The organism is Scytonema hankhaensis NUACC26 (genome assembly GCF_045865695.1).
Classification (GTDB): Bacteria; Cyanobacteriota; Cyanobacteriia; order Cyanobacteriales; family Nostocaceae; genus Scytonema.
In genome coordinates this window covers 1-21,762 of sequence record NZ_BAACAP010000106.1, presented here as the reverse complement: position 1 = coordinate 21,762, position 21,762 = coordinate 1, and the positions used below count along the sequence as shown (strand labels likewise).

Genomic DNA, 21,762 nt, shown 5'->3' with positions numbered 1-21,762 from the left:
GCACCCTATTAGCACTATTTACATTGCAGTCTATCAACATATGTGATTTTTTACAAATGATTTAGGATTGCTATAGTTGAACATTTATTAAAATGACGGCAAACTCTTGTTCCAGAATTTTATATAACGCTTTTTCTCCCGATAATGCTTTGACTAAGTTCTGCTCCAATTGATTCAGAGTTTCTTCTAATATTAATAAATTAGCTAAGCTGTTATCCACAAGCAGAATGTTGACCTTCTGTTCGGGTAGTTTTTCCTGGCTACACAAATATGGCTCTAATTCTTGACTACATTGAATAACAAAGTTGTTCATAACGCTTTTAGTAATTTTCAATTCCCATCAATACGGTCACCGCTTCGCTGCTGAGTGCATTGGAGAAGAAGAATCCTTGTCCATATTCACATCCTAGCGATCGCAAATGAATTAACTGCTCTTCTGTCTCAACGCCTTCTGCAATGACCTCTAACTCCAAACTGTGAGCTAAGTTAACAATTGTCTTCACTATATCTGAATTTTTACTTCCAACAGCTATTTGACGGATGAACGAACGGTCAATTTTCAAAGCATTGAGGGGGAGACAGTGTAGGTATGATAGAGAAGAATAACCAGTACCAAAATCATCCAGTAACAGTTGAATTTGTCTTTCTTGCAGCTGCTTTAAAACGGCGGCGGCTTTATCGGCATTATTCATCAAAACACTTTCAGTAATTTCTATCTTTAAAAAAGAGCTATTCAAACCCACAGCTTGTAAAATCTGGTCAATTTGTTCTACCAAATCGGGTTGAACCAATTGAATGCCTGATAAATTTACACTAATAGAAATGGGTAAGCGTTTGGGGAATTTCTCTTGCCAGTGACGTAATTGCCGACAAGCTTCCATTAAAACCCATTCACCGAGGGGAATAATTAGCCCCGTCTCTTCTGCAATCGGAATAAAATCATTTGGGGAAATTAGCCCTTGTTTGGGGTGCTGCCATCGCACCAATGCTTCAAAGCCTATAATTTCTCCAGTTATAAGTGACACTATAGGCTGGTAGTTGAGGTGTAACTTCTGGAGTTCAATAGCTTGGGCAAGATCTGCTTCCATTTGGAGTCTCGCAACAACTTGCAACTGCATATTCCTATTAAACACCGCCGTATTGGATACTCCCTGCTTTTTGGCATAATGCATTGCGGTATCTGCCGCCTGTAGAAAGTCTTCTGCTTGAGTGTAACCAATCTCGTTATGAATGATGCCAATGCTAGCCGTACAAGTTTCTACAGATTCCATAAGCTTGAATGATAATTTCATGGCTTGATGAATGCGTTTTGCTGCAAACTCTGCATCTCGTGCGTCAGGAGTATATGCTAGCAAGATGGCAAACTCTTCTTCTCCTACTCGTGCGAGCATATCTACAGGACACAAGTATGTCAATAAACGATTCGCTACTTCAATGAGCAGTTGTTCGCCTTGGTAGTGACCGAGGCTGTACTTAATCAATTGGTAACGGTTCAGGCTGATATACAAAACAGCAAAATGATACTCATAATTATTTTTAGATTGCTTGATACATTGATTTAAGCAATCTAAAAACTTGACCCGATTGGGTAAACCTGTCAGGACGTCATAAAAGACTTGGTGCTGTAGTTTCTCCTGTGCTTGTTTGCGTGCTGTGATGTCAAAGCGAATTGCTAAATACTGAAATGGTTTTTCCTCGCTATCGAGAAATGGAACGATAACAGTATCAACCCAATAATATGTTCCGTCTTTGGCTTTATTCTTAATTTCTCCTTGCCAAACTTTTCCCTGAGCGATAGTTGACCACAAGTTTTGAAAAAAATCTCTGGAATGATAACCAGAATTCACAAGTTGATGGGTTTTCCCAATCAGTTCTTCTCTCAAATACTTGGAAATTTCACAGAACTTATCATTTACATAGGTGATAATTCCCTTAGCATCAGTAATGACTACAATAGTAGCTTTATCTAGAGCAAATTTAATGTCAGATAAATTTTTGAGGGATTTACGTAACTCCAATTCTACAGTTTGGCGATCGCTAATTTGATTTTGAAGTTCTTGATGAATAGCTTTGAAGTACATGGCTTGTTGTTCTAACTGCGCTGTCATCTTAAATAAATCTAAAAACGCTTTAACTTTAGATACCAATATTTCTGTGCAAATAGGTTGAAAGACATAATCTACTAAACCTAACGTGCAACCTTTAAAGATAAAGTCTTCAAAACACCGATCTGCGGGGAGAATGAAAATAATTGGTGTTCGTTCAGTTTTTTGTCTTTGTCGAATAAGCTTTGCTGTCTCAAATCCATCCATTTCTGTCATTTGAGCATTCAGTAAAATCGCGGCAAATTCCCCATCTAAAAGATATTTCAAGGCTTCACAACCAGAGTTTGCTTTTACCAAATTTTGTTTGAGGCAATCCAGAATTCCTTCTAGAGCAAGTAAACTTTTATTACAATTATCTACCAGAAGAATATTAACTTTTTTGTTTGTCCCCGTGTTTTCACTGAATTCATAACTAGCTGGAGATAATTCCCTCTTCTGGATAATCATAAAATGACCTTTACGAACTTCGTGAGCGATTGCGTGATATTACTGATTCATTTTATAAAGTCTTAAAGATCGAGGTTTTTAACATAAAGATTGATATAATTTCAGAAATTTACCCTCTTTTATAACCTAAAATCAAGGTATAATTTGTAATATTACAAAAAGAAAGAAACATAGAAAAACCACCGTTACAGTCGAAAGTGGGTAACGGTGGTTACTAACAGGATGTTTTAAAAGTCCTTTCATCAGTAGCAAAATATTCAAGATCCCCCATTATCCACGTATCTCGGCTCAACGTCAACTAAAGTTTGATTAAATAATCAAGCGTAAATTTATGAATGCTCGGTACACAATTTTTAAAGAATATCTGACAGCCAGTTACGATATGCTTTTCCAGATGACTGGCATGAGATATGACAATGCCAAAGACTCAATGCTTTTGTTAGACAAGATGATGTGCTGGGAATTTTAACTTTAGAGTAGTTGTCGTAAAAAGTTATGATCGCAGAAGTTGATGGAACTGTAAAGATCGCTGGGTACCAAATCATAGAGCAAATATACTCAAGCTCGCGGACTCAAGTGTATCGCGCTCTCAGAGAATCTCTTTGCCAACCAGTTGTCATCAAGCTCTTAAAACGAGAATACCCAACCTTCAGCGAACTCGTACAGTTTCGCAACCAATATACGCTTGCTAAAAACCTAGATATTCCAGGCATCATCAAACCCTACAGCTTGGAAACCTATCAAAATGGCTATGCCCTAGTAATGGAGGACTTTGGTGGTATTTCCTTGCGGGAATTTAGCCAAGGACAACCGCTGACTTTAGACCAGTTCTTCCCCATTGCGCTGCAAGTCACAGACACTTTACACCAGCTGCATCAACAGCGCGTCATTCACAAAGATATTAAGCCAGCCAATATTCTGATTCATCCTCAAACCGGAGAAGTTAAGCTCATTGACTTCAGTATTGCCTCGCTGCTCCCACGAGAAACCCAGGAAATTCATTGCATCAACGGGCTTGAGGGAACGCTGTTTTATCTCTCGCCAGAGCAAACCGGACGGATGAACCGAGGCATTGACTACCGCAGCGACTTCTATTCATTAGGCGTGACTTTCTTTGAATTGCTAAGCGGACAACTGCCCTTTGAGTCCTGCGAACCGATGGAGTTAATCCATTGCCATATTGCCAAAAATCCTGACTCTATCTGTAACATCAATTCCCAAATCCCCTTGATGCTGGGAGAGATCGTCTGCAAGTTGATGGCCAAGAATGCTGAAGACCGCTACCAGAGTGCTCTCGGGCTCAAACATGACTTAGTCAAGTGTTTGGAACAGTGGCGAGATAATACGGGCAAACATCATTGGTTTGAGCTAGGACAGCGCGATCTGAGCGATCGCTTTCTCATTAGAGAAAAACTCTACGGACGGGAATCGGAAGTGAAGGCGTTACTAGAGGCATTTGGTCATGTTGCCAATGGTGGCTCCGAACTGATACTGGTAGCAGGTTTCTCTGGCATTGGCAAAACCGCAGTCGTCAATGAAGTACATAAACCAATCGTCCGGTGGAACGGCTACTTCATCAAGGGCAAGTTCGACCAGTTCAACCGCAATATTCCTCTATCTGCTTTTGTGCAAGCCTTTCGCGATTTGATCCGACAGTTGCTCAGTGAAAGCGATACCCAACTACAGCAATGGCAGAACAAGATATTAGACGCCGTTGGCGAGAACGCGCAACTCCTGCTTGAGGTGATTCCCGAACTCGAGCAGATCGTCGGCAAACAGCCCCAAAGCCCCGAACTATCGGCGAGTGCTGCACAGAACCGTTTCTATCTACTGTTCCAAAAGTTCATTCAAGTCTTTACAACAGTAGAGCATCCGTTGACGATCTTTCTTGATGACTTGCAATGGGCGGATTCGGCATCGCTCAATTTGCTTAAGCTGTTGATGGCGACAAGTGATGGTCACGGCGACAAGGAAAGAGGTTATCTGTTCATAATTGGCGCATACCGCGATAACGAGGTATTTGCGGCGCATCCACTCATGTTAACCCTTGATGAAATTGAGAAGGCATCCGCCCGTGTCAATACTCTCACCCTAACAGCCTTAAGTCAAGCAGATGTCAATCATTTGATTGCCGATGCCCTCAGTTGTGCAACACAACAGGCACTGCCCTTGACAGAGTTAGTTTATCAAAAAGCCAAAGGCAATCCCTTTTTCACGACGCAGTTTCTCAAAGCGCTGCATGAGGATGGGCTGATAACCTTTGATTGGGAGGTAGGTTGCTGGCAGTGTGATGTAGCGCAGGTACGAGCGCTTGCGCTCACCGATGATGTGGTGGAATTTATGGCACAACAGCTTCAGAAATTGCCACCCAACACTCAAGAGATATTAAAACTGGCGGCCTGTATTGGCAATCAGTTTGATTTAGAGACATTGGCGATAGTGTCGGAAAAATCGCAGATAGAAACTGCTTCCGACTTGTGGAAAGCATTGCAAGAGGGATTTATCATTCCTATCAATGAGGTTTACAAGTTTTATCAGGAATCAGAATTGACAATTGAGAATTCCCTTCAGACAAGGTCTGCTCCGGAGTTGTGGCTGCTCGCTCCTGAGTCGTGTTGTTACAAATTCTTGCACGATCGCGTCCAGCAAGCAGCTTATTTCCTGATTCCAGACGCACAAAAACAGGTCGCTCACTTAAAAATTGGGCAACTCTTACTTGCTTATACGCCTGTTGCCAAACTTGACGAAAAATTGTTTGAAATTGTCAATCAACTCAATATCGGCAGATCCCTCATTGTCAATTTATCTGAGCAAATAGAACTTGCCCAACTCAATCTTAAAGCCGGACAAAAAGCCAGAGCCGCAACAGCTTATACAGCTGCATTTGAGTATTGTACCACAGGCATTGCCTTGTTAGCTGAGGATATGTGGCAAACGCAGTATGAGTTAACCTTAGCCCTTTACGAAACTGCAACTGAAACCGCTTACCTCAGTGGCAACTTTACGCAGATGACACAATTAGCGGCAGTCATTACAGAGAACTCTAGAAATCTGTTGGATACGGTTAAAGTCTATGAAGTTCAAATTCAAGCGGCTCAAGCCCAACATCAATTTACAGAGGCAGTACAGATAGCTCTCAAGATTGTAGAACGTTTGGGAACGAGTTTTCCAGAGCAGCCGAGTCAATCAGATATTGCACGGGCATTTGAGGCGACTCAATCGCTACTGGCTGGAAGGCAACCGCTACACTTAACAAGTCTGCCGCAGATGACAGACCCTAATAAGTTAGCAGTTGTAAGGATTCTGGCTGCTGTCAGTGCTGCTGCCTTTGTTGCGACTCCAGCGCTGTTACCATTTATTGTCCTCGAACAAGTCAATTTATCCGTTCAATATGGCAATACCTCATTTTCTGCAATTGGTTATGCCTACTATGGAATGATACTTTGTGCAATGGCAGGCGAGATGTACTGTGGATATGAGTGCGCTCAACTCGCACTTTTGTTGCTCGAACATTTCAATGCCAAAGAACTCAAATCCAGAGTCTATGTCGGAATTTACTGTTGCGTGTGGCATTGGAAAGAGCCGCTCAAAAATTCCTTACCGTATCTCCGCGAAGGCTACCAAGTTGGACTCGAAACGGGAGATTTAGAATCTGCTGCCATTTGCGGATTCATTTACATATCATACTGTTGGTTTATGGGCAAAGAATTAAACGATCTCAGCCGTGAGAGCGCTGCTTTTCGAGATCAACTCGCTCACCTCAACCAAGAAGGTCTAACCAGCCATCTGACAGTTTTTCAGCAAGCTATTTTAAATACAATTGGCGATTGCGCTGAACCTTGGCAACTGAATGGAAATGCCTTTAATCGAGATGAAATTGTGCCAGTTCTCCAGCGGTCGGGCGATCTAACTGCACTGTACTATTTCTATGCCAGCCAACTGAGTCTGTGTTATCTGTTTGGCAAGTTCGATCTGGCAGTGGAAGCCGCACTCACCGTCGAAAATTATATAGGTGGTGCTACAGGCTTATTCATCGTTGCGATTTGCTACACCTATGATTCTCTAGCCCATCTGGCAATCTATTCTCAGGTTGGCGAAGCACAACAGCAACACATTCTTCAACGAGTGGCGAAACACCAGGAAAAAATGAAAAAGTGGGCTGACTGTGCTTTGGAAAACTACCTGCACAAATTTTATTTAGTTGAAGCCGAGCTACACCGAGTTTTAGGGCACAAATCAGAAGCTTTAGAATTTTACGATCTTGCAATTGCGCTGGCTCAAAAACACGGCTACATTCAAGAAGAAGCACTGGCTAATGAACTAGCGGCTCAATTTTACCTCAATTGGGGCAAACAGTCCGTTGCTCAGTCATATATCACTCAAGCCTACTATGGCTATGCGCGTTGGGGCGCTAAGGCCAAAGTCGCTGACTTGGAACAACGCTATCCCCAATTCCTCGCTCCCATATTACAGCAAACCTGTTCTCCTCTCTCCACTCACGAAACTATCTTCACATTGGGGAGTGTCACTTCCACCAGTTCTGCTACTTCCACTAGTAGCGGTGTCTCTGGTGCTTTAGATTTAGCGACCATTGTCAAAGCTTCCCAAACTCTTTCTGGGGAAATCGAACTTGAAAAACTGCTCTTTGCATTGCTGCATATCGTTATTGAAAATGCTGGAGCTGATAAGTGCGCGTTCATGCTGTTCGAGTCGGGTAGTTTGCTGATTCAGGCAGTAGCAGAGCTTTCGGTTGCAGTCACATCGCTGCAAAACAAGGGAAGTACTCACATCAATTTTTCTCCAATGTTGCTCAATCCAAAGCCTGTAGACAGCTCTCAAGATGTACCCGTTGGCTTAATTAATACCGTCAAACGCAGCTTAAAACCTTTTGTTATTACTGATGCTAGGGTGTATCCCCAATTAATCAACGACCCCTATGTTCAGCGACAGCAGCCCAAGAGTCTCTTGTGCAGCCCGATTTTGCATCAGGGTAAGTTGCTTGGTGTATTGTATTTAGAAAACAATTTAGCAACTGCAGCATTTACAAGCGCTCGCGTCGAACTGCTGAACTTACTTTGCGCTCAAGTTGCAATCTCTTTAGAAAACGCCCGCCTCTATGCTCGAGAACAGAAAAAATCACTCAATTTGCAACAAGCATTAAACGATTTGCAAAACGCTCAATTACAAATTGTGCAAAGTGAAAAAATGTCAGCACTGGGCAACTTAGTCGCTGGTGTCGCTCACGAAATGAATAATCCCCTCGGTTTTATTGCTGCCAGTCTCAAACAAGCTCAACTCACTGTTGCCGATCTTATCGCACACTTAAAACTCTATCAACAAAGCCTGCCCAATGCGAGCGAGCAAATCAAAGACCATGCCGCAGAAATCGACTTGGATTACAGCTTGGAAGACCTACCCAAGATGCTGGATTCGATGGGTGTGGCGTGCCTTCGCCTGACGAATATCAGTACCAGTCTCCGTACTTTCTCCCGTGCTGACAAAGATTATCCAATACTATTTAATATCCACGAAGGCATAGACAGTACAATACTTATTCTCAAACACCGCCTCAAAGCCAATGAAACACGTCCAGCTATTGAGGTGATAACCAAGTATGACAAATTACCCCAGATCGAGTGTTTCCCCGGTCAGTTAAATCAGGTCTTTATGAATATTATTGCCAATGCTATTGATGCATTAGAAGAGTCTAATAATGGATGCACTTTTGAGGAAATGAAAGCCCATCCGAAACGCATTCAAATTACCACTTCTGTTCAAGATAACCATGTGAATATTGCTATTGCTGATAATGGAAACGGCATGAATGAACAAGTCAAATCCAAAGTTTTTGACCGCTTGTTTACAACGAAAGCTATTGGTAAAGGGACTGGATTGGGCTTGGCGATCGCTCATCAAATTGTCGTCGAAAAACACCACGGTTCGATCTTTGTGAATTCTACAGTTGGTCGGGGAACTGAATTTGTCATTACCTTACCGATTCTCGCTGAGACTCAGTAAACTCTATTCCCGGATTTCTCACCAAGCTTGAAGAAATAGGGGTCAAAAACTGCCAAAATCTATATTGCACAAAGATTACAGCGGCTTTGTTGTACGATCCCAAATAAAAATCATAGGGTTTTTAGCCGTTGCATGGCGGCTCATATCACGTTCGCCACTTTCCCCCCTTTTTCTGCCTTTCTAGATCTGTTGTTACACTCGGTAACTTTGCCAGTCTTATTAAGATTTATTTCAAGTAAGTTAATTTTTTTAACTTCGTTGGTGAAGCTTGGCATTTCTTGCCGACAGGATGGGCAAAACCAATAGACTCCTTGAGAGCTGACATGGCGCAATAACTGGTCAGTGCAGCAAGGGCAAGTATTCATAATTTTTTTACCTCTAGCGCAGGTCGAGTCATAAATAGTTGATAAAACTGTTAATATTAAAATTTGGTTGGGTATGACTGCAATTAAGTATTGACCCTCAAACTTGATGTATTCGCGGTTTTTAGGACTTGTTGTTTTTACCAGAATACTTTCATGCTAAGTTAACAATGTGAGAATCTTGTGAAGATAAAGTAGCAAAATCATAGATGAATGTACGTGTTAACCCAGTTAAAAATACTTCTTTTGTTAATGTTACTTACGTATGTCTTCGGAATCTATTTATTTAAGATTTATTAAAATATAAAGCATAACAACTCAAAGCCACTGCTTACTCACAATTTCCCCAAAATCTTTTTCTAAACTTAAATCTAATATAGAACTCTTATTTGATTTTTAAATTATATGTATGGTGGGTAATGCCCACTAAAAGTATCATGTGGTTGGCAATGCCCACCATACAATACTGGAAATTTTTTATAAGTCATTTATATTTTCTATAGTCACAATTCTCTTTTCAAGACTGTTCGTATCCAAATTTATTCTCCTAGTTTTCTCTTTTTTTATAAAATATGAATGAATAATTTTAAGTAAAATAGGTGTGTAATGCCCAATAGAACTTTTGTGTGATTAGTATTGTACGCTGACGTGTATTGGAAAAATAAAATTATAGTCCTATGTAGACTAAAAATTTATAACATAAGGAAAAAAGTTGTTATGTATAACGACAATTCCTACAGTATGGATTTTTTGGGTTCGTCTATCAATTATAGAGAAATTATTACTTATTTGCAGAAAAATTTCCAGTTGAAGGAAATTTGCCAAAATATTATCTACCAAAAAATTATTCAAAATACTGCTTTAGAACAAGGCTTAATAGTAACTCCTGAAGAAATTCAATCTGAGATAACCCACTTGCAAAGGGAGCAGCAGCTGGAAACAGATACCGATCTTATTGTATGGCTGGAAGAGCAGGTACTCACAGTAGATGATTGGAAGGCGGGTATTCGCGATCGCTTATTACAACAAAAATTAGCCGCTCTGTTATTCTCCCATAATATAGAAGTTTATTTTATCCAACACCAGCCTGATTTCGATAAAGTTTTGCTTTATCAATTGATAGTGCCTTACGAACAGCTAGCAAACGAGTTGTTCTATCAGATTTCCGAGCAAGAAATTACTTTTTACGAAGCAGCACATCTATACGATATTGACGAGAGACGGCGAGAATGCTGTGGTTGTGAAGGTAAAATTTACCGATATAAGTTAAGCTCAGAAATTACCGACGTGGTTTTTAATGCAAGTATAGGGGAATTAATCGGACCAGTAAGCACGGAGAGAGGGAGCCATTTATTAATGGTTGAAGAGTTTATTCCATCTACACTTACCTCTGCTATACGTCAAGAAATATTACAGCAGATGTTTGTACAGTGGATAGAAGGTCAGTTGAATAGTATGCTGCAACGTAACAATTCTCAACAGTTGTAAAATCAATTTTGTGTCAGTGTAGGGAACGCGGAGTGACATCCGTTTGCTCTAGCACGACCGAGAGCAATATTGGCAGATTTGTATAAAGACTGCAAATCATCACCATCTTCAAAGTATTGGGCTACACCTGCACTGGCGGTTACTTGAAACTCGATCTTGTTGCTAACAGTAAACTTATAATTGTGTATTGTTTCTAGAATTTGAACAACTCGTTGGAGTCCCTGGCTTCGAGTCATACCGTACATACCAACTACAAATTCCTCTCCACCCCAACGAGACACAACATCTTCTCCACGAAATGATTGCTGTAGAAGTTGTCCGAGTTGACGCAACACTGTATCACCAGCCGCATGACCAAAATCGCTATTAATTTGCTTGAAATTATCTAATTCTAGAATAGCTAAACACATGGGTTGATTGTGTCTCAAACTCAAGCGCAGTAGTTTGTTTAAGTCTTGCGTGGCTCGATGACGGTTATACACTCTAGTCAGTGGATCAATTTCTGCCAAACTCCGTTGCAGTTTAGTTCGTTCCAACCGATGAAGAATACGAGTGACTACTTCTGGACCGACAATTGGGTTGCTGACAAAATCATCAGCACCTACAGCAAAAATTTGATGAATAGTTGTGGCATCTATATTATTGGCAAGAAATAAAATTGGCAATCCACCCCAACGTGCATCGTTTCGTACCACCTGACACAGTTCAATTCCATTTAAGTTGGGCATATCGAGGTTTAAAATCAGCAAATCTGGTGTAGATGCTTCAAGGGTGTCCCAAAATTGTTGGGGATCGTTCTCCACTATTGCTTTTAGTCCCCAAGGCTCCAATAAAGCTTGTAAAGTGGCTGGGGTTTGAGGATTATTGTCTGCAACCATTACCACTGCTTCTGACCCAATGTTAGTTGGTTGCAAGATGTGCGCGATCGCTTGTATCACTTCATTTGCAGCCATCGGCTTTTGTAAAAAAGTGCGTCCCCCCAATCGAGCCACTTCTAAACGAGTGTTCAAGTTGCTATGGGTTGTAAAGACCACAATAGGTACTGGTGGCGTTTGTAACAAAAGTTCTGCTAGCAGAGCAAAACTCTCTTCTGTTGTATTTCCGACGATGGGATCGAGTAAAACAGCATCGGGACGGACGCCATCAATTTTCTCTCTCACCTCAGATAAAGTTGTCGCAACTTCTACAACGATTCCTTGAGCTTCAGATCTGATTGCTAGTTCGCGTGCGAGTTGGCAATCGCTATCAACTATTAATAATTTAGGGCGTCCGTCTTTGGAGTTTGCCAACTTTGACACCAATCCTTGAGAGGATTCAATTTCTTTACGCAAAGCCATCACCAACTGATATAAGTATTTGGCTTCTTGAGTTGACGGTTGACTAATTTGCAGGTGATGTTTGATTGTACGAGCTAACTGTGCGCCTTTGTTCAAACCATAATGACACAATGAAGCTACTAGTGTCTGAGCTTCTCGTTCGGCAAAAGTTCGTAGTTCCTGACTCTGGGTCTGTTGCAAGTAAGCTTTAGCCGCTTGTTCGAGCACAGTTATGTGCTGGTTTATTCTTTCTTTCAATCGATGCTGCACTTCAGCCAAAACCGATAATGTTTGCTGTTGCTGTTTATTTTCTTTCTTAAGAGAGATGTTAGTGTTTGGTTTTGTTGATAAAGATTTGAGACGGTATCCAATACCATAAACAGTTTCAATCAAATCCGTGGGTGCGCCTACAGCTTTCAGTTTTTGGCGCAATCCTTTGATTTGAGTTCTGACTGCTTCTTCTGTCGGTGTGTTTTCAAATGACCAAATATGTTCGAGAATTGCATTACAACTAAACACCCTCTTGGGAGATCGCATCAGCAACTCTAAAAGAGCATACTCTTTTGGTGTTAGCTGTATGGGTTTTGCTTCGTAGCACACTTCAAGATTGCTAGGATCGAGGCGCAGTTTTCCCCACTCTAATATAGGTGATGGCGTGGAACTACTTCGACGCAATAAAGCACGAATACGAGCGATGAGTTCTTTAGAGTCAAAAGGTTTTACTACATAATCATCTGCTCCTGCATCTAGCCCCATGGCTTTATCATGACCGCTATCTCGACCTGTTAACAAAAGGATGGGAACTGTCAAACCGCGCGATCGCAACTGACGACACAGACTAATCCCATCAAGTCCCGGTAACATTATATCAAGCAGTATCAAATCGTAGTTAAAAGCTTGCACTAAGTCCCAAGCCGCTTGACCATTTGTTGCCACTTCCACTGCATAACTTTGATAATGGAGGAGTGCAGTGAGTGACTTCACGATTGATTCATTATCCTCTACAATGAGAATCCTCATGATTACTCATCCCTCTAAACTTCTGTAGTTATCTGCATTACTCCTTGGACGCTCTAAAATTACCGATTCTTGTAGGGTTAGCATTGCTCACCCTACCCTCGTAGGTAATCTTCTAGTGGAAAGGAAGTAAGAGGTTGTTACAATTTTTTTGGCTATGCACAGGCAGTCACAATTGCGATTTAAGCCGAGCTGTAAACAAAGTAAGATGGCAAAAAAATTTTTTAAATTCAGGTTTTTTACTGAATTTACATCACTTCATAGACCAAACTCTTACACACTTTGACCGCGTTTTTTATACAGTAAACCATAACCCCTAGACTGCAGTTTAATATAGAAGCCTCCTAACTGCAACTTTAATTTAAATTTTCACCGTGAAGATTTGATGAATACAGAAATATTAGCGAGTCTCGATCGCCGTAAATATAATTATCTTTTATATGTTTTTTTTATACTTTAATCTGATTAGTACTCTTGCAGTAATAGCAAGTTACTTAACTGTTATCAATTGGCTTTTTCCAACTTAACTGTATATTTCCTATACGCAGTAAAATTACTTAAATTTTGGTATTATGGTATCATAATTGTTCTATCTTAGGAGGAATACTCCAGAAGTATGTTAATTTCATAAAGATAAAATTAAAATATGTTAAGTACAAATTCCTAACTTCTTAAAGAGGTCAGGAATCTTGCTATATGCAACTTATAAACGATTCGCGAGTACCAATTTTGTATCCGTACTAACTGACTTAATATTTTCTTAATATTTTCCTCACAAGTGTCCCAAGTTTTACCTTTATTTTGGAAACTATAAAGATTTTAGTTTCTACATCATCAAGAATATTGCAAGCAGTAGTTGCCCTGGAGGTAATCCATATCGGGCATCAAATTTTACATTTTGGAAACCAAGACCTTCAGACTAAAAGTGTAGAACTAATACTTCAAGTTTAAAAAAATCATCCACTTTAGCCGTGTAACAATTGACAAATTTTGTCTCTTCAACACATCTCAAACACATTTATTTATGAATTTTCAATGGTTGGGTCAAAAATCAATTAATGCTTTAGCGAGCAGCTTGCTCAATCTAAGAAATCGTCATCTACTGATTTGCGATCTTGTTATTTTCTCGATCGCTCCAATACTTGCCTTAATCTTACGTTTAGATGGTAATCTTGCTTTAAAACCATATGTTTCAAATTTAGTATCAGTCACAATCCTATTTTTAATAGTCAAACTAACTGTATTTTGGAACTGTGGTTTTTACAGACGTTACTGGCGCTATGCGAGCGTTGAAGAACTCTCGTTTCTAGCCATGTTAATGTCAGCAGCAGTAGTCATCCAAACTTTATTTTTTTACATTTTTTACTCTAGATTTCATCATACTGTTGACAATTTGCCACATTCACTACCATTCATTGACGGGTTGCTTTCATGTCTTTTTGTAGGGGCATTGCGTTTTAGCGTGAGGGTTTTGGAAAGTGTTAACCCACATACATTTAACCCAGAAAAACGGGTGTTGGTTATTGGTGCGGGTAGTGCTGGAGTTTCTTTAGTTCAAGAAATGCAAAGAAATCCTCAACTAGGTTTTCATCCTGTAGCGTTTATTGATGATAACCCTCGAAAATTCAATGCCCGAATTCGCGGTGTTCCTGTGGTAGGCGATCGCTACCAGATTGCTGATGTAGTAAAATCTTTCAACATTCATAAAGTTATCATAGCCATGCCTACAGTTTCAGGACAAGTCATTCGAGAAATTGTAGACATTTGCAAAGCGACTGGAATACAACCGAGTACTCTACCTGGGATACACGAAATTCTCAACGGGCGCGTGCGAGTCGATAGCATTCGAGATGTGCGAATTGAGGATTTACTCAGACGCGAACCCATAGAGACGGACATTGTAGAAGTCTTACAATTTCTCAAAGATAAGAAAGTCCTGATTACAGGGGCGGGTGGGTCTATTGGAAGTGAATTGTGCCGTCAAATCTTTAGATGCCGTCCTATAGAAATTATACTGATAGGACACGGAGAAAATTCTGTCTTCAATATTCAGCAAGAACTCGAACAATATGTTCAAGGCTTGAAAAAAAACGGTGTCTCTCAAATAGAAATTCCTTGTATTTCTACCTTTATTGCCGATATCCGCTTTCGCGACAGACTGAAATATGCTTTTGAGCGATTCCGCCCTCATGCAATTTTTCATGCAGCTGCACACAAACACGTTCCTCTCATGGAATTAAATTCACCAGAAGCAATTACTAATAACGTGCTTGGAACAAAAAATCTGTTGGCTCTTGCATTGCAGTACGATGTGAAACACTTTGTGATGATTTCCACCGATAAAGCAGTCAATCCAACCAATATTATGGGAGCAAGTAAGCGAGTTGCTGAAATGTTAGTTTTACAAGCTGCTAGAGAAAGCGGCAAACCTTTTGTTGCGGTGCGTTTTGGTAATGTTTTAGGTAGTCGTGGAAGTGTTGTACCAACTTTTAAAAAGCAAATTGCGGCGGGTGGTCCAGTCACAGTGACTCATCCTGATATCTGTCGTTACTTTATGACTATCCCAGAAGCTGTTCAACTCGTTCTACAAGCCGCAGTTCTTGGTCGTGGAGGTGAGGTGTTAATGCTGAATATGGGCGAACCTGTGAAAATTGTGGACTTAGCAAAAGAATTGATTCGTCTTTCTGGATATGAGGTTAATAAGGATATCGATATCGTGTTTACAGGTTTGCGTCCGGGAGAAAAGTTATTTGAGGAGTTGTTTGTTCCTGGAGAGGAGTATGAGAATACCGAACACGAGAATTTATTTGTTGTGAAAAATGCTAGTCGCATTATTTCTAAGAACTTAAACAACCGAATCAATGCTTTGTGTCAAGCAGCTTATAAAAATGATGGTGATACTATCAAATTATTGCTTGAAGAACTTGTGCCTGGATATAACTCGACTTCTCTTAGAAGTTATACACCTTTAGGTAGTTCTAAGAAGTGGAGTGTTACGGTTCAAGAAAATTTTCAAGGCTTAAGAAGTTTAAAACCTCTGTAGGGTGGGCATTGCCCACCACCATTCGATGATGGTAGGCTGGTCATTTGTCATTAGTCATTCGTCATTTGTAAGAGTTTGAGAGTGTTTACATTCGACGATAATAAGGAAAGAGAAAATGCAGATACAAAGGAAGGAATTATGAGTCTTGATTTGGGGTTGAATAAGATATTTCAAAAATTTGATACTCTCTCTGTGGGAAATGGGAAAAATATTGCTTTTTTTAAGAATTTAGCTCGGTCTTTTCTTAGAAGAAGATGTGAGTGGTGTATTGGAATTTATGTATGTCAATCTCTGTTTAATTTTGATTCGCCTGATGGCATTAATAATCCTGTTTTGACTGCAAAGGATATTACAGATGTACCAGCTTTGTTTGTTGCTGACCCATTTATGGTTTGCGATCGCAACAAGTGGTATATGTTTTTTGAAGTGTTAAATGGTCGAGATAATAAGGGGGATATAGGTTTAGCAACGAGCGATGATGGGTTAAAGTGGCATTATCAGCAAATTGTTCTTGATGAAGCTTTTCATTTATCTTATCCCTATGTCTTTAAAGGCGATGATGGCTACTATATGATTCCGGAAACTTATGAAGCGAATTCTGTTCGTTTGTATAAGGCGGTAAATTTTCCAAATCAATGGTCTTTTGTAAAAACTTTACTAGAGGGTTCTGATTATGTAGATTCTTCTATTTTTTATTGCAACGAGATGTGGTGGATGTTTACCACTTCGTTCAAGGGAAATATTTTGCGTCTTTATTATGCTACTGACTTAATAGGAAATTGGATTGAACATCCTAAGAGTCCCGTTATTCAGGAAAATCTTAATATAGCTAGACCGGGAGGTAGAGTTGTTGTAAATGATGGCAAAATTTTTCGATACACCCAAGATGTTGAAGATTTTTATGGCAATCAAGTTCGAGTTTTTGAAATTACCGAACTGACACATACAACTTATCAGGAAGTTGCAGTCACTAATAATCCCATCATTAAAGCTAGCGGTCGTGGTTGGAATAAAATTGGAATGCACAATATAGATCCCCATCAAACAGAAAACGGTCAGTGGTTAGCTTGCGTGGATGGATATCGTATAGTTTTTGTTTTTGGATTTGGCGAGCGTTATAACTTTATTTGGAGATATTAGGTAGGAGAAAAATGGCTCTTCTAAGAAAAGAGACAATCTCAATAGCTGAAGTTTGGTTTGATGAAGAACTTCAAGACACGAGTTTTGTGGATTTAGTTTACTATCTTCAAAGAACACATCCTATTGAAAAATTTGAATCGCAAGAATTTTATACGCTTTTAATCGATTTAACAAAAAGTGAGGATGAATTGTGGAAAAAGATTGCTCGCAATAATAGATATAAGATTAGACAAGCAGAACAAAAAGATAAAGTTATTTATCAGTTTTGGAATTGCGATCGCGTGGATGCTAAACTGGTAAATGAATTTTCAGATACCTATGACAGTTTTGCTTTAGAAAAAGGTCTGAGCAAAATCAAAAGAAGTCGCCTAATGCAATATGCAGAGGCTAAAGTTTTAAATATTTCCACAGTCCAATTGCCTGAAGACAGCCCATTAGTTTGGCACATTTATTATCGGGGAGAAAACCGAGTTCGTCTTTTACATTCAGTATCAATAAAGAAAACTGGTGAAATGTCTCCAATTATCGGACGTGCAAATCGTTATCTTCACTGGCAAGACATTTTGAAATTTAAAAATTTAGGAATTACAACTTACGATTTAGGAGGATGGTATGCAGGCAATACAGACCAAGAAAGACTAAATATAAATAAATTCAAAGAAGAATTTGGTGGAGATCTCGTAAAGAATTTCAACCAGAGTTATGCCACCACGATAAAAGGCAGGTTATATTTACTCGCACGAAAGATGAGGGGGTTATAAGTTAGAAAATGCAACACCACAAGCCACTCACACTAAGTCGAAATTTCTCTTGGACTTTTGCAGGTAATCTTGTCTATGCAGGTTGTCAATGGTGCATTTTAGTAGCATTGGCAAAACTTGGTACGCCAGAAATGGTAGGACAATTTACCCTGGGGCTAGCGGTGACTGCACCAATCTTACTATTTGCAAATCTACAGTTGCGGGCTGTTCAAGTGACAGATGCTAAACATCAGTATCTTTTCAGCGACTACCTGGGGCTAAGGTTGGTAACGACAGCTTTGGCACTTGTGGTAGTGGTGTTAGTTACTTTAATTGCCGGATATCGTTGGGAAACATCTATTATTATCTTGGTCATTGGCTTGGCTAAGGGATTGGAATCTTTTAGCGATGCGATCTACGGGCTTGTTCAGCAACACGAACGAATGGATTATATTGCTATCTCTTTGATGCTGAGAGGTTCGCTGTCACTGATATTATTAAGTGCTGGTGTATACCTGGGCGGGAGTGTGATGTGGGGAGCGTTAGGTTTGGCTGTTGGGTGGGCTGTTGTTTTGGTTTTTTACGATATCCGCAATGCTGTCTTGATTCTGAATAATTCCATCGCCTTGCAACCGCGTTGGAGGTTAAAAACATTGTTGCAGTTAATCTGGCTTGCCTTACCACTCGGTTTTGTGATGATGCTGATTTCTCTAAACACAAACATTCCTCGTTACATTATTGAGCAATATTTGGGTGAACGGGAATTAGGCGTGTTTGCTGCTATGGCTTATCTGACTGTGGTGGGAGGGATGGTGGTAAATGCACTTGGCGAATCAGCTAGCGCACGATTGGCAAAGTACTATGCAGACGATAATAGTGCAGCTTTTTGGAAACTCCTTCTTAAGTTAGTTGCGATCGGTTTTCTACTTGGTATGTCTGGTGTTTTAGTGGCTGTTGTTATGGGTCGGGAAATTTTAACACTCCTCTACCAGCCTGAGTACGCTTTGCAAGCAAATGTCTTTGTTTGGTTGATGGTTGCTGCAGGTATAGGATATGTCGGTTCTTTTTTGGGAAGTGGAGTGACTGCAACTAGACAATTTGACCAATTTCCTATTCCTTTTTTGATTGCGACGATAATGACTGCAGGATTTTCATGGTTGCTTATACCGAGATACTTTCTTGTCGGGGCGGCTTGGGCTGCTTGTGCATCTGCCTTCTTTAGCTGTGCTATGACAATTTTTATTCTTTTTTCTATTGAACGAAAGAAACAAAAACGGACTTTGTGAAGGTTGTTATGGGGGTGGGTATGAAACCGCAGATGAACGCTGATGCACGCGGACAGTCACTGGTCACTGGTGAGTCCAGCGCTACAGGCGGGTTTCCCGCCGTAGGCGACTGGCGAACCCGTAAGGGTCACTGGTCACTGGTCACTGACTGCTCACTAGTCACTGAAAAAGTCCGCATCCTTCATGTCTTGGGAAGCATGAATAGGGGTGGTATTGAAACTTGGTTGATGGAGATCTTAAGGCATATCGATCGCGATCGCTACAAGATGGATTTTTTGGTTCACACAACGCAACCTGCTGCTTATGATGAGGAGATTCGTGGTTTTGGTAGTCGGATTCTTCCTTGTCTTTATCCGTCTCGCCCTTGGTCTTATGCTTTGAACTTTCAACGTATTATGCGTGAGTTTGGACCTTATGATATTGTTCACAGTCACGTCCATCACTTTAGCGGTTACGTTCTTTGGCTTGCAAAGTATGCTGGCGTACCGATTCGGATTGCCCACACTCATACAGACACTGTTTCTAGCGAACAGAGAGAAGGGTTTTATCGACGTATGTATTTCCATTTAATGAAGTCTTTGATTAACCGCTTTGCAACAGTTGGTTTGGCGAGTAATTATCGAGCATTAGCAGCATTGTTTGGTTCGGATTGCGATTACGATTTGCGTTGGCGAGTGGTTAATTATGGATTTGACTTGACTCCATTTCAAGAGCGGATCGATCCAAACCTAGTGCGTGCTGAGTTGGGTATACCAGCTGATGCTTTTGTTATCGGTCATGTTGGTCGTTTTGTAGAAGTGAAAAATCATACATTTATATTGGATATTGCGGCGGAAGTTATTCAACGAGAACCAAAAATGTACCTCTTGCTTGTGGGTGATGGACTGTTGCGCCCAGATATAGAGCAAAAAGCCGTGCAATTGGGTTTAAGCGATCGTGTTATTTTTACAGGTGTTAGGTCTGATATACCAAGACTCATGCGTGGTGCTATGGATGTTTTTCTCTTCCCATCCTTATATGAAGGATTGGGAAATGTCCGGCTTGAAGCACAGGCTGCAGGTCTTCCCAGTGTTATTTCCGATGTTGTACCAGAACAAGGAGATGTTATTCGACCTTTAGTCAAAAGAGTTTCTCTCTCCTTACCTGCTTGTTTATGGGCTGAGACACTTTTACAACACAGAGATGCAGCGTCCATAATTAGCCCATCAGATGCTTGGGTGCAGATGGCAAATAGTCAGTTTAATGTTGAAACAGCACTGAAGCAAATGAAAAATATTTATTTGAGTCAGTTTCAAAAGCTGAACGAGGTAGTGATATGAATGAACAACACCTCAAAACTCAAACTCTAAACGATAGCGTTCTTTTTTCTATTTTTATTTGTCTTCTCACATTAATCTTTTTCTTTCAAACTTCAGAGCAATTCTTACACTGGTTTGTGATTCCGGTAACGTTATGTGGAATTTTAATTTGTATTGATGCCATTGAATGGTTCCGAGGTCGGTTAGATATTTTTTCTCCTATCGGTATTCTAGGTTTACTCGGTTTTCATTTCTTCTTCTTAGCACCCATACTCCATGTGAGTTGGGATAAATGGCTGGATGGCATTATTCCTCCTAACGATTGGCGACCTTGGTTGGGTGGAATGGCAATTCTCAATTTTTTAGGTTTATTAATGTATCGCTTTTCTAGGGAGATTTGTTTAAAGCCTGTCAAGCGGCAGAGAACACAAACAGTTTGGATAATAAACAAGCAACATTTTGCTTTTGTTCTGAGTTTTGCTCTAACTATTTGTGGTATCTTGCAGTTACTCGTTTACAAACAATATGGAGGACTTGTAGGATATATTAATGCCTTTGCCGACCAAGAAAGTCAAGCTGGGGTAGGTCAGGGCTGGTTGCTGATGATTTGTGAAAGTTTTCCAATTATAGCAATGATGGGGTTTACCATCTATGCTCACAATAAGAAACATTTGCAAAATTGGCGCGTACTCATCATCGTTTTAATTATATTTTTTGGATTAAAATTACTTTTTGGTGGGTTACGAGGGAGTCGGAGCAATACAGTCTGGGCGCTACTGTGGGCTGTAGGTATGATTCATTTATGGATTCAACCTATTAATAAAAAGCAAATTGGTATTGTCCTTGTCTTTGTATTATTCTTCATGTTCTTTTATGGTTTTTTAAAATCTGGAGGACTTGAAGGGCTTCAAATTGCTTTTCAAGGACAACAAGCACGACAAGAGTATATAGAAGATAAAGGTCGAACTTGGGATAATCTCATATTAGGAGATTTAGGCAGAAGCGATTTACACGCTTTCATGCTCTACAGAATTATGCGCCACGATAGTGACTATCAATTAGCGTGGGGAAGAACATATTTCGCGGCATTCAGCATCCTTATACCTAAACCTCTATGGCCTTTACCAGAAAAGCCTTTTGATAAGTCAAAGGAAGGAACAGATTTACAGCATGGAATAAGTTCTTTTGTTCCTAAAGACTTTGTATCTTCTAAAGTTTACGGGTTAGCTGGAGAAACTATGTTAAACTTCGGTCCTTTTGCTATTCCATTTGCTTTTATATTGTTTGGAATGGTTGTTGGAACTATCGAGCATTGGTTTCTAACCTTGTCGTCTTTAGATACTCGTTTACTCATGTTACCAATGCTTGCTAATTTTAGTTTTGTCATTCTTATTGGCGACTTAGATAATATCATCTTTTTTTTAGTAACAGTAGGTGCTATTCCTTTTTCAGTAATGCTTTTAAGCTCTAAAAAAATTATGAATTATGAATTATGAATTATG

Annotated in this window: 12 protein-coding genes; 9 read left to right on the top strand and 3 right to left on the bottom strand. The window is 40.1% G+C overall.

Features of this window, described 5'->3' with window-relative positions; all coding sequences use genetic code 11:
• Positions 1 to 70 precede the first annotated feature (70 nt).
• Positions 71 to 313 carry a response regulator gene (locus ACKTT2_RS04835; protein ID WP_407884536.1) on the bottom strand — a complete coding sequence of 81 codons (243 nt, stop codon included), beginning with the start codon at positions 311 to 313 and terminating at the stop codon, positions 71 to 73.
• A gap of 7 nt (positions 314 to 320) precedes the next feature.
• Positions 321 to 2,552, bottom strand: coding sequence for a two-component system response regulator (locus ACKTT2_RS04830; protein ID WP_407884534.1), 2,232 nt, complete (start codon positions 2,550 to 2,552; stop codon positions 321 to 323).
• A gap of 331 nt (positions 2,553 to 2,883) precedes the next feature.
• Here ACKTT2_RS04830 and ACKTT2_RS04825 point away from each other — a divergent pair, with 331 nt between their 5' ends.
• The 3 genes from ACKTT2_RS04825 (at position 2,884) to ACKTT2_RS04815 (ending at position 10,420) form a co-directional block, all read left to right on the top strand.
• A complete protein-coding gene (locus ACKTT2_RS04825; RefSeq protein WP_407884532.1) occupies positions 2,884 to 3,021 on the top strand; it encodes a hypothetical protein in 138 nt (45 codons plus the stop codon).
• 26 nt (positions 3,022 to 3,047) lie between these two features.
• Positions 3,048 to 8,570: a trifunctional serine/threonine-protein kinase/ATP-binding protein/sensor histidine kinase gene (locus ACKTT2_RS04820; protein WP_407884530.1), complete on the top strand. Its 5,523-nt coding sequence runs from the start codon at positions 3,048 to 3,050 to the stop codon at positions 8,568 to 8,570.
• Between the two features lie 1,079 nt (positions 8,571 to 9,649).
• Positions 9,650 to 10,420 (top strand): peptidylprolyl isomerase, encoded by a 771-nt coding sequence (locus ACKTT2_RS04815; protein WP_407884528.1) that lies wholly within the window; start codon positions 9,650 to 9,652, stop codon positions 10,418 to 10,420.
• 2 nt (positions 10,421 to 10,422) lie between these two features.
• On the opposite strand, the gene ACKTT2_RS04810 is transcribed toward ACKTT2_RS04815, so the two are convergent.
• Positions 10,423 to 12,756 carry a response regulator gene (locus ACKTT2_RS04810; RefSeq protein ID WP_407884526.1) on the bottom strand — a complete coding sequence of 778 codons (2,334 nt, stop codon included), beginning with the start codon at positions 12,754 to 12,756 and terminating at the stop codon, positions 10,423 to 10,425.
• A gap of 1,021 nt (positions 12,757 to 13,777) precedes the next feature.
• On the opposite strand from ACKTT2_RS04810, the gene ACKTT2_RS04805 reads away from it, so the two are divergent.
• The 6 genes from ACKTT2_RS04805 (at position 13,778) to ACKTT2_RS04780 (ending at position 21,756) form a co-directional block, all read left to right on the top strand.
• Entirely contained in the window at positions 13,778 to 15,796 is a 2,019-nt protein-coding gene (locus ACKTT2_RS04805; protein ID WP_407884524.1) for a polysaccharide biosynthesis protein, read from the top strand.
• Positions 15,797 to 15,877: 81 nt separating this feature from the next.
• Positions 15,878 to 16,936: a glucosamine inositolphosphorylceramide transferase family protein gene (locus tag ACKTT2_RS04800; RefSeq protein WP_407884522.1), complete on the top strand. Its 1,059-nt coding sequence runs from the start codon at positions 15,878 to 15,880 to the stop codon at positions 16,934 to 16,936.
• 11 nt (positions 16,937 to 16,947) lie between these two features.
• Positions 16,948 to 17,697, top strand: coding sequence for a GNAT family N-acetyltransferase (locus tag ACKTT2_RS04795; RefSeq protein ID WP_407884520.1), 750 nt, complete (start codon positions 16,948 to 16,950; stop codon positions 17,695 to 17,697).
• 8 nt (positions 17,698 to 17,705) lie between these two features.
• Positions 17,706 to 18,962, top strand: coding sequence for an oligosaccharide flippase family protein (locus tag ACKTT2_RS04790; protein WP_407884518.1), 1,257 nt, complete (start codon positions 17,706 to 17,708; stop codon positions 18,960 to 18,962).
• 20 nt (positions 18,963 to 18,982) lie between these two features.
• Complete coding sequence (locus ACKTT2_RS04785) at positions 18,983 to 20,281, top strand: glycosyltransferase family 1 protein (RefSeq protein ID WP_407884516.1); 1,299 nt, start codon at positions 18,983 to 18,985, stop codon at positions 20,279 to 20,281.
• A complete protein-coding gene (locus ACKTT2_RS04780; protein ID WP_407884514.1) occupies positions 20,278 to 21,756 on the top strand; it encodes a hypothetical protein in 1,479 nt (492 codons plus the stop codon). Before ACKTT2_RS04785 ends, ACKTT2_RS04780 begins: the two co-directional genes overlap by 4 nt.
• Positions 21,757 to 21,762: the final 6 nt, after the last annotated feature.